Here is a 10,238-nt window from a genome sequence, read left to right on the forward strand (position 1 = left end):
AGTGAAACGATGCATCGCCGATGGTAGTGTGGGGTTTCCCCATGTGAGAGTAGGTCATCGTCAAGATTAAATTCCAGAACCCCTGTTTGCTTGCGCAAACAGGGGTTTTGTTTTGGGCGATCGAAAACCCCATTCCCTGCAGGTACGTGCTTGCTCGCAAATGCCGCCGACGCTAGTGCGAACGTACCGGACATGCTCAGCATCTATAGATCGCTTTATTCAAATATTTTATGGCAGATATCCAAACACCAGTCGAACCTTGCTCATGATCAAGGTTCACAGGTGGTGCGTTGTATATTTATCTCCGCTCTATGTATCTCGCATACACGCCTGCAGCGTCTGAGCTGTAAGCAAAATAATTCCCGGAATGGCTTATGCCACCAGTCCGGACTCGACCACCGCGGACTATCATGCGATAGCCCTGTCCCCTCACTGCAAGGAGCCGCTCGGAACGCCGATGCGCCAAATCTGGAAATCTTTTCGAGCCCTTTATTTTGCCTCCTTGATGATGCTGATCGGCTCCGGCCTGCTCAGTACTTATTTAGCCTTGCGCTTGGCGGCTGACAATGTCGACAGCCTGTGGGTGGGTGCGCTGATGGCTGCCAACTACTTTGGACTGGTGCTGGGTGGCAAGATCGGGCACCGGTTGATTGCCCGTGTCGGGCATATACGCGCCTACGCTACCTGCGCCGGGATTGTCGGCGCGGCTGTGCTGGGTCATGGCTTGATCGATTGGCTACCGGCCTGGATCGTACTGCGGATGATCGTGGGTCTGGGGATGATGTGCCAGTACATGGTCATCGAAAGCTGGCTCAACGAGCAGGCAGATGCCAAGCAGCGCGGCGTAGTGTTCAGCGGTTATATGATCGCCTCCTACCTCGGACTGGTGCTGGGCCAACTGATACTGGTAATGCATCCCCACCTGGGGCTTGAACTGTTGATGCTGGTGGCGCTGTGCTTTGCCCTGTGCCTGGTGCCGGTGGCCATGACCCGACGTATTCACCCCGCCGCGTTGCACCCGGCCCCAATGGAGCCGCGTTTCTTCATCAAGCGTGTGCCACAGTCTCTCAGCACGGTGCTGGGGGCCGGACTGATTGTCGGCTCGTTCTACGGCCTTGCGCCGCTCTATGCCTCCCAGCAGGGATTGACGACCGAGCAAGTCGGTCTGTTCATGGGGTCCTGTATTTTCGCTGGACTGCTCGTGCAGTGGCCTTTGGGCTGGTTGTCGGACCGCTACGACCGCGCGCTGCTGATTCGCTGCTTTGCCTTGTGTTTGGCGGTGGCGGCGTTGCCCTTGGCGATCATGACTCAGGTCCCTCTGGAAGTGCTGTTCGTGGCGGGCTTTCTATGTTCACTCGTGCAGTTTTGCCTTTACCCGTTGGCAGTGGCTTTTTCCAACGACCATGTGGAAGGTGACCGCAGGGTATCGCTGACCGCGATGTTGCTGATGACTTACGGCGTGGGTGCCAGTGTCGGCCCGCTCTTGGCTGGCGTGGTGATGAAGCTGTTCGGCAGCCAGATGCTGTATGCATTCTTCAGCCTATGCGCAGTGATCCTGGTATGGCGTATTCGGCCGAAGGCGGTGACTAACCTGCATCAGGTAGACGATGCACCCCTGCATCACGTGGCGATGCCTGACAGTATGTCCAGCTCTCCGTTGGTGGCCGCGCTGGACCCGCGAGTGGATGAACAGGTGGTACAGGAGCAGATGCAGGTCACTGTTCCTGATTCAGAGCCCGACTCCGACGCCGACCAGGCCGCGACGGTTGACGAGCCGGCTGAGCAGGCTCCAGCGGAGTCAGCGGACTCGGAAGATCATCCCCATGATCTGAGCAGGGCGCGTCCCTGAACAAAAAAACGGGCAGATCCCATCAGGATCTGCCCGTTTTTTTTACTTCCGCGCTCAAGGCTTACAGGTCGTCATCCTTGTCGAAACGTCGCGCTTCACGCTGCAGTTGATACACAACACGCTCCACCTGACGCTGCACCAGGCCGCTCATGTTATGGAAGCGTATCCCCGCGAAGGTTGTGTTGATCTTGTCTTCGAAATGCAGGTAACGCAACTCGACAGAGGTAGTCATGCTGCCGAACGGTAGCGCGGCGATAAAGCGGTCATAGACCTGGCCCAGTTGCAAGCGTTCGGAAATGTCGCCTTCAAAGCGCAATTTGCAACCGGTGGCCGAGATGTCCAGCAGCTTGCCGCCGATCGGTGCCTTAAGCTTCTCGCCACCCAGTTCGATGTCCACCAACTGCGCCAACTTCAATGCAGCGCGGAACGCATTACGACGTTGATGGTAGATCACCTCGGCGGGCAGGCTGCCCTTGTAGATGCGGTGGCCGTCTTTCTCGCTGATGCTCAGGGTGCCGTTACTTTCCCAGGCAACCCGCACACCATCATGGAAACCTTCGATGCGAAAGGATTCGCCACTTTCGAGGTGGCGTTCACCGTCACGCGGAATCATTTCGTCCAGTACCAGCGTCTTGCTGTCCCGGTCGATGTCCACGAGATAACTTTGGAAGCGTTGGCTGCGTTCGTTGAAAGTGATGATCAGTGGATCATGGCTTTCTTGGAGCATTCGCAGAGTGCTGGCGATTTCCAGAGGCGTGGTGAGGACCTTCGGTGGCTGCGGTGCATCTTCCGCATTAGGGGCGTTGAACACGGTTGTTCCATCTCCAGGCAATATACGACTACTCGCAAGAACCGGCATTTTGCCAGTATCTGGCGCAACTTGGATAGGTCGCGCTGTAAACCGACGTCAGGCCTGGCTGCGGGTGCTTGGCTTGACCAGGCGTGAAGTGGAACCTTGGGCGTTATACAGGGCCGGAGGCTCGCCGCCATGGAGTATGCGTAATTGATTGGCGGTGGTGGCCTGCTGAAGCTGAATCGACTGGCCGTTGAGCAGGTTGGCTTCCTGGCACTGGGTGAGCAGTTGATTGAGTTCTTTGCTTTGTACCAGCAATTGATCGCCGACCGAGGAGTGACTCGCCAGCTGTGCCAGGCCGTCGTGATCGGCGGGCAGGCCGAGGCTCATGAGAATCTCGCTGCGCTTCTTGCCGTGCTGTTCGAGCAGCACGATCAGCGACTGTTTGCGCGCCAGTATTTCTTCGAGCAGCGGCATATCCCGGCCATACAGTGCCAGGGACTCCTCTTTAAGCAGCTCGAGCAATTGTTGCGTCGGCGCCAGATCATTAATGATCAGTTCAAGCAAATGTTCGTCGTGGTGCATGGCTGGCCTTGGGTGTTAAGCGTCCAGAAGCCCAGCGCAGGCCTTTGCCTAGCGCTCGGCTTCGAAGTTAAGCAGCTTGCTGGCTACACGGTTGCTGTCGACTGTATAAGTGCCATCGGCGATCGCCTGTTTCAATTCGGCCACACGGGCTTTATTGACAATCGGTTGATCGCGCAACGAGTCAGTGACTTTCTGCAACTGTTGAGCCTCATTGCTCAGGTGTACCGATTCCCCACTCGCGCTCGCCTGCTCTGCCTTGGCGGGCAGCGGCTGAGACTTGGCTTCTACGCTTTCCTTGGCACCGCTGGTACGCGTATTACCCGGCAAGGGCTGGGTGCTATTTAAACGATTGAAATCAATGACCATGATAAAAAACCTCTGGGTATATGGACGCTTGCCATGTTTTCGGCCATACCCGAACAAACTTTAGGCTCGAGTGACAATAAAACCTGTACGGCTCGGCATCCAACCCACAGTGTAGGAAAAGCGGGCTATTGATTCCAGTTATCTATAGTGCTACCTCGACTTGGCCAGGGGCCGTCACGCGCGCCTTGATCACACGGTTGGAGTTGAGGTTCTTGACTCGGATCTGTTCGCTCATACCGCCGTTGGACAGCGCCTCACCCGGCATTCGTACGTTCAACCCGCCGCTGCTGGCGGAAATCACCACCTGATCGCCCTTGCGAATCACTTCAGCCTGTTCCAGATGAACAAGCGTGATGACCTGATCGGTGACCATTGGTCGGGTAAGCCTCTGCCCGATGGCCTGGTCCGGAGAGGTCAGATAACCCTGGTTGATCAGGCTGATATCCCGTTCACGCAGCGCAACATCGTCATTACCAACAATGCCGGTGCGCTTCAACGGCCGCGCCACCACCACTACGTCGCGGAACAATTTGACTTGGGCCGGCACAAACACAGTCCAGGGCGAGGCGCCTTCACAGCGTAGTTTAACGGTCACCCGGCCGATGGGCTGGGCCGGGCTTTCCAGGGTGGCTGTCAATTCCTTGTCACACATCGGCATGCGCAGGCGCGGGTCCAACTGGTTGACTTGAATCTCATAGCGCCCCGGTGTCTGTGTGGTCGCCAGATATTCTTCTACAGTGTATTCAAGAAAGCCTTGGGTGACGCCGATAAGTACATCAGGCAGGGTGACGTTATCGGCGCGAGCCGTGACGCCCACGCCCCAGACAAGCAGCGCCATCGCGGCGCAGAGCAGTCTGCGGTACTTTGGGCGGCAAGGGCGTCGGGAAACTGTCGTTTTAATATCCATAGCCAACCAAATAGCAAAGCTCGTGCCGTTTAGTGTTGGGTACGCATCGTACCTCTGGGATTTAGGAGTCTGGGCATGGCAGGTGTAATGGATTCAGTAAACCAGCGCACACAGCTGGTAGGGCAGAATCGCCTGGAGTTGTTGCTTTTTCGCTTGGACGGCAAACAGCTGTACGGCATCAACGTGTTTAAAGTGCGTGAAGTATTGCAATGTCCCAAGCTGACGATCATGCCCAAATCCAGTCCGGTAGTGTGCGGCGTAGCCAATATCCGTGGCGCGACCATTCCGATTCTTGATTTGGCAATGGCTACCGGTTCCGCTGGTCTGCAGGACCGTCAGAACCCGTTCGTGATCATTACCGAGTACAACACCAAGACCCAGGGTTTCCTGGTGCGCTCGGTGGAACGTATCGTCAATATGAACTGGGAAGAGATCCATCCGCCGCCCAAGGGCACCGGACGCGATCACTACCTGACGGCCGTGACGCGGGTGGATAACCAGCTGGTGGAAATCATCGACGTGGAGAAAATCCTCGCCGAAGTGGCGCCTACCTCAGAGACCATTTCGGTCGGCGTGGTGGATGCCGAGACGGCGCACAAGGCGGTGTCCCTGCGGGTGCTGACCGTGGATGACTCCTCTGTCGCTCGCAAGCAGGTCACGCGGTGCCTGCAGACCGTCGGCGTCGACGTGGTGGCCCTCAATGACGGGCGCCAAGCCTTGGATTACCTGCGCAAGTTGGTGGATGAAGGCAAGAAGCCGGAAGAAGAATTCTTGATGATGATCTCCGACATTGAAATGCCGGAAATGGACGGCTATACCCTCACCGCTGAGATACGCAGCGATCCGCGCATGCAAAAGTTGCATATCATCCTGCATACTTCGTTGTCGGGGGTATTCAATCAGGCAATGGTCAAGAAGGTCGGTGCAGATGACTTCCTGGCTAAATTCCGACCTGATGACCTCGCATCCCGGGTAGTCGACCGGATCAAGGCAGCAGATCACGGCTAGGGGATTTCCCCTGGCGGTCACACGATTTAAGAGGCGGTATCATTGTCTACGGGTAATTTGGATTTCGAGCAGTTCCGGGTATTCCTGGAAAAAGCCTGTGGCATATTGCTTGGTGAAAACAAGCAGTACCTGGTATCCAGCCGTCTCAACAAGCTGATGGAGCAGCAGGGCATCAAGTCCCTGAGTGAGTTGGTGCAGCGGATCCAGGGGCAGCCGCGCAGCGGGCTCAAGGAAATGGTGGTCGATGCCATGACCACCAACGAAACCCTGTGGTTTCGCGACACCTACCCATTTGAGGTGCTCAAGAACAAAGTGCTGCCGGAAGCCATCAAGGCGAGTCCGGGCCAGCGCCTGCGTATCTGGTCGGCGGCTTGCTCCTCGGGGCAGGAACCGTATTCGATCTCGATGTCCATCGACGAGTTCGAGCGTACCAACATGGGCCAGTTGAAAGCCGGCGCACAAATTGTGGCGACGGACTTGTCCGGCACCATGCTCACCAACTGCAAGACGGGTGAGTACGACAGCCTGGCCCTGGGCCGTGGTTTGTCCCAGGAGCGTCTGCAGCGTTTCTTTGACCCGAAAGGGGCAGGGCGCTGGGCGGTCAAGGCGCCGATCAAGAATCGCGTGGAGTTCCGCTCGTTCAACCTGCTCGACAGCTACGCCAGCCTGGGCAAATTCGACATGGTGTTCTGCCGCAATGTGCTGATTTATTTCTCGGCCGAAGTGAAGAAAGACATCCTGTTGCGCATCCATGGCACGCTCAAGCGTGGCGGTTATTTGTTCCTCGGTGCTTCCGAGGCATTGAACGGCCTGCCGGATCACTATCAGATGGTGCAGTGCAGCCCGGGGATCATCTACCAGGCCAAGTAAGCCGGGTCGACGAAACCCAAAATTGTGGGAGCGGGTTTGCTCGCGAATGCGGTACTTCAGTCACGCTCTTGAGTGATTGATCCACCGTTTTCGTGAGCAAGCCCGCTCCCACATTTGTTTTAGCGGCAAAGCCCCCACCCAGATTGCCGCTTTACTGACGCCATGCGGAGACTGCTTGCCGCTTTTCTGGCATTGCCGCTGGCAAACTTCCTGCAAGCCCTTGATATACGGGCGTTCCCTGAATTGGCATGCACCTTGCTATAACCCTGTTAACGAACAGCAGGTCAGCCTAAAGGTTTCCGCCATGAGCATCAGTTTCGATAAAGCGCTCGGTATCCATGAACAAGCCCTGGGCTTTCGCGCCCAGCGTGCCGAAGTCCTGGCCAACAACATTGCCAACGCCGATACCCCGAACTACAAGGCTCGGGACCTGGACTTCTCCGCCGTGCTCGCCGCACAGCAGGACAAGACCAAGAACGGCACCTTCGCTTTGAACATGACCAACAACCGTCATATCGAAGCGCAAGGCTTGAGCGGTGGTGATGAGTCGCTGCTGTATCGCACGCCGATGCAGCCGTCGATCGACCAGAACACCGTCGATGCTCAACTGGAACAATCGAACTACGCCGAAAACTCGGTGAATTTCCAGGCCAGCTTTACCCTGCTCAACAGCAAATTCAAAGGGCTGATGTCAGCCCTGCGTGGAGAATAAGCCATGTCCCTGTCCAGTGTTTTCAATATTGCCGGCAGTGGCATGAGCGCGCAAACCACGCGTTTGAACACCGTCGCCAGTAACATCGCCAACGCCGAAACCGTGTCTTCGAGCATTGACCAGACTTACCGTGCCCGTCATCCGGTGTTCGCCACCATGTTCCAGGGCGGCCAGAGCGGTGGCAGTGATTCGCTGTTCCAGAACCAGGATGCCGCCGGCCAGGGCGTGCAGGTGCTGGGTGTGGTCGAAGACCAGAGCAACCTCGAAGCGCGCTACGAGCCCAACCATCCGGCTGCGAACGAAAAGGGTTATGTCTACTACCCCAACGTCAATGTGGTCGAGGAAATGGCCGACATGATTTCCGCCAGCCGTTCGTTCCAGACCAACGCGGAAATGATGAACACCGCCAAAACCATGATGCAGAAGGTCCTGACCCTGGGTCAGTGATAAGGGGCGCCAAATAATGGCCATCGTTGATACGTCGAACAACACGGCAGTCCAGGACCTGTTCAATTCCAAGGTCAAGGACGCTTCAAATAATGTATCGAATGTTTCCAAAGCGGCCACGGGCAACCAGGCCCTGGGCAAGGATGCGTTCCTGCAGTTGCTGGTGACCCAGCTGAAAAACCAGAACCCGTTGTCGCCGCAGGATAACGGAGCGTTCGTGGCCCAGCTCGCTCAGTTCAGCAGCCTGGAAGGCATCAACACCCTGAATGACTCGGTCAATAACATCTCGAGCAACTTCAGCTCTTCGCAGGCACTGCAGGCTTCTTCGCTGGTGGGGCGTTCGATCATCACCCAGACGGACAAGGCGCTGGTCGATACCAGCAAGAGCATGAACGGTTCGGTGGCGGTGCCGGCGACGACGGGCAACGTCTCGATCAAAATCACCGACAAAGATGGCAATGTGGTGCGCACCCTTGATATGGGCGCCCAGAGCGCAGGCTCTTCGGACTTTATCTGGGATGGCAAGAACGACAAGGGTGAGGTTGCCCCAGCCGGCACTTACACCTTTGCGGCCTCCACCAAGAACGACAAGGGCGATGCGGTTGCCCTGGCCACTTCGCTGCCGGCCACGGTGACCAGCGTAACGCTGAGCAAGACCGGTGGCGAAATGCTGCTGAACCTTGCAGGCGGCATGGGCAGCGTCAAGCTGTCGCAAATTCAGACTATTGGTACATAGAGCCGGCTAACGACGGCAGAGGGAGAGAAACATGTCTTTTAATATCGGCCTTAGCGGCCTCTATGCGGCCAACAAACAATTGGACGTGACCGGCAACAACATCGCCAACGTCGCGACCACTGGCTTCAAGTCATCCCGTGCGGAATTCGCGGACATCTACGCGGCGTCCAAACTGGGCACCGGCCAGAACAGCATCGGCAATGGTGTAAACCTGGCGGCGGTCTCGCAGCAATTCACTCAAGGTGATGTGAACGGCAGCGGCGGTATCCTGGACATGGCGATCCAGGGTGGCGGCTTCTTCGTACAGAAGGGCAGTGACGGCTCGCTGGAATACACCCGTAGCGGTGCCTTTCGTGCCGACAAAGACGGCTACATCACCGACAACACCGGTACCTCGCGTCTGCAAGGTTACGCGGCGGGTGATGATGGCAAGATCATCAAGGGCGGCCTGACCGACCTGCAACTGAACCTGACGAACCTGCCGCCCAAGGCATCCACCAAGGTGGACTCCACCAGTAACCTTAACTCTTCCGAGCCGGTGATCGACCAAACGGCCAAGCCGTTCGATCCCACCAAGACCGATACCTTCACCACCCAATACAGCACCACTTTGTACGACACCCAGGGCAACGCGCACCCAATGGTGCAATACCTGGTGAAAACCGACGGCAACAAGTGGAATGCCTATACGCTGATTGACGGTCGCAACCCTGACGGCTCGTCACCGACCGGCACACCGTCGACTCCACCCGTGGCCTCGACATTGACCTTCGATGGCGCCGGCAAGCTCACCAGCGTGGTGACCGGCGGTGTGTCTGATAAGACGCTAACGGTTACCGGCTGGGTACCGGGTACGGTGACGGACGGTGTATGGAAACCTAACGGTGCAAATGCCAACCCGACCGGCATCGCCGTCAACATGGCCAACATCACTCAGTACAACTCGGCCACGTATCGTAACCCTCCGGTTACCGATGGCTATGCCACCGGCCAGATTACCGGCCTGAAGATCGACGGCAGCGGCGTGCTGTTCGCCACCTTCAGTAACCAGCAGAGCAAGGCTGTCGGCCAGATTTCGTTGGCCAGCTTCAACAACGAACAGGGCCTGCAACCCTCCGGTGGCACCACCTGGAAAGAGACCTTCGCTTCGGGTCAGCCTGGCTATGACACCCCTCAAGCCGGTACCTTGGGTTCGATCGTGGCTAACTCCCTGGAGAACTCCAACGTCAACCTGACCAACGAGTTGGTGGACCTGATCAAGGCCCAGAGCAACTACCAGGCAAACGCCAAGACCATCTCCACCCAGAGCACCATCATGCAGACCATCATTCAGATGACCTGATGCGTTCACGCTCCACAGGAAGCCCCTCGTAAGAGGGGCTTTTTTGTGGGTGTAGGAAAATTGCCCCAGGCACATCAGGTTACTCGTTAACTGCCAGAGGAAGGAACGCGACATACCCGTCTTGCCACTGATCGGACCAGAGCCGGAGAGGTTCACCAATCATGGGGGCGGGGTATGTGGAGTACAGGGGGTTTAACAGCCGATACCAGACGTGCTGGATTTATGCCGGGCGTGGTGAGGAATGAGCCGACACCGGTCGCGCCTGATGCCGACAAGGCAGCGGTTAAAGGCTTACTCAACGAGCTGCTCGAGGCGAAGCAGTCAGGCAAGACGCAGACGCTGCAGGACACGCGCGACAAGTTGAATGCGCTGCGTGAGAAGTTGGGGAACGAGAAATTCAAGGAGATTCTCGAACAGCTGAAGAACGATGCCGATAGGGCTTGGTTGGCGTGGTTGAAGGCTATGTTTCCGGAGCTGTTTCCGAGACTGTCAGAAATTTTGTGTTCGGGCATAACATGTAGCTAGAGGTGCATGTATGCCGACTAAAAAGAAGCCCGCCAATGCAGCAGCGAGGGAGTTACCCTCGATCCCCCAAGAACTGATCGAGCAGTTTGTTAAAGGCC

The 10,238-nt window shown here is 56.9% G+C and carries 12 protein-coding genes; 8 read left to right on the plus strand and 4 right to left on the minus strand.

What is annotated here, in order from left to right:
- Window positions 1-457: 457 nt before the first annotated feature.
- Window positions 458-1,849, plus strand: coding sequence for an MFS transporter (locus Q1V60_RS20455; protein WP_300633985.1), 1,392 nt, complete (start codon window positions 458-460; stop codon window positions 1,847-1,849).
- Between the two features lie 61 nt (window positions 1,850-1,910).
- Here Q1V60_RS20455 and Q1V60_RS20460 read toward each other — a convergent pair whose 3' ends face one another.
- The 4 genes from Q1V60_RS20460 to flgA form a co-directional block, all read right to left on the minus strand.
- Window positions 1,911-2,660, minus strand: coding sequence for a flagellar brake protein (locus tag Q1V60_RS20460; protein ID WP_300633986.1), 750 nt, complete (start codon window positions 2,658-2,660; stop codon window positions 1,911-1,913).
- 96 nt (window positions 2,661-2,756) lie between these two features.
- On the minus strand, window positions 2,757-3,227 hold the full coding sequence (locus Q1V60_RS20465) for a flagellar protein FlgN (RefSeq protein ID WP_300633988.1): 471 nt from the start codon (window positions 3,225-3,227) through the stop codon (window positions 2,757-2,759).
- A gap of 48 nt (window positions 3,228-3,275) precedes the next feature.
- Window positions 3,276-3,593: a flagellar biosynthesis anti-sigma factor FlgM gene (gene flgM, locus Q1V60_RS20470; RefSeq protein WP_300633990.1), complete on the minus strand. Its 318-nt coding sequence runs from the start codon at window positions 3,591-3,593 to the stop codon at window positions 3,276-3,278.
- 142 nt (window positions 3,594-3,735) lie between these two features.
- Window positions 3,736-4,500, minus strand: coding sequence for a flagellar basal body P-ring formation chaperone FlgA (flgA, locus tag Q1V60_RS20475; RefSeq protein ID WP_300633992.1), 765 nt, complete (start codon window positions 4,498-4,500; stop codon window positions 3,736-3,738).
- A gap of 75 nt (window positions 4,501-4,575) precedes the next feature.
- On the opposite strand from flgA, the gene Q1V60_RS20480 reads away from it, so the two are divergent.
- The 7 genes from Q1V60_RS20480 to Q1V60_RS20510 all read left to right on the plus strand — a co-directional run bounded on the left by Q1V60_RS20480 (window position 4,576) and on the right by Q1V60_RS20510 (window position 10,140).
- Window positions 4,576-5,508 (plus strand): chemotaxis protein CheV, encoded by a 933-nt coding sequence (locus Q1V60_RS20480; protein ID WP_300633994.1) that lies wholly within the window; start codon window positions 4,576-4,578, stop codon window positions 5,506-5,508.
- Window positions 5,509-5,550: 42 nt separating this feature from the next.
- Window positions 5,551-6,378 (plus strand): protein-glutamate O-methyltransferase CheR, encoded by an 828-nt coding sequence (cheR, locus tag Q1V60_RS20485; protein WP_300633997.1) that lies wholly within the window; start codon window positions 5,551-5,553, stop codon window positions 6,376-6,378.
- A 304-nt stretch (window positions 6,379-6,682) separates the two neighbouring features.
- Complete coding sequence (gene flgB / locus Q1V60_RS20490; protein ID WP_300633999.1) at window positions 6,683-7,090, plus strand: flagellar basal body rod protein FlgB; 408 nt, start codon at window positions 6,683-6,685, stop codon at window positions 7,088-7,090.
- A gap of 3 nt (window positions 7,091-7,093) precedes the next feature.
- On the plus strand, window positions 7,094-7,537 hold the full coding sequence (gene flgC, locus Q1V60_RS20495) for a flagellar basal body rod protein FlgC (protein WP_024076985.1): 444 nt from the start codon (window positions 7,094-7,096) through the stop codon (window positions 7,535-7,537).
- A gap of 16 nt (window positions 7,538-7,553) precedes the next feature.
- Window positions 7,554-8,273 (plus strand): flagellar hook assembly protein FlgD, encoded by a 720-nt coding sequence (flgD, locus tag Q1V60_RS20500; protein WP_300634002.1) that lies wholly within the window; start codon window positions 7,554-7,556, stop codon window positions 8,271-8,273.
- A 31-nt stretch (window positions 8,274-8,304) separates the two neighbouring features.
- The gene (flgE, locus tag Q1V60_RS20505; protein WP_300634004.1) at window positions 8,305-9,615 is read left to right on the plus strand and encodes a flagellar hook protein FlgE; all 1,311 of its coding nucleotides are present in this window, start codon (window positions 8,305-8,307) and stop codon (window positions 9,613-9,615) included.
- Window positions 9,616-9,837: 222 nt separating this feature from the next.
- Window positions 9,838-10,140 (plus strand): hypothetical protein, encoded by a 303-nt coding sequence (locus Q1V60_RS20510; RefSeq protein ID WP_300634006.1) that lies wholly within the window; start codon window positions 9,838-9,840, stop codon window positions 10,138-10,140.
- Window positions 10,141-10,238: the final 98 nt, after the last annotated feature.

The organism is Pseudomonas sp. (genome assembly GCF_030147005.1).
Taxonomy (GTDB): domain Bacteria; phylum Pseudomonadota; class Gammaproteobacteria; order Pseudomonadales; family Pseudomonadaceae; genus Aquipseudomonas.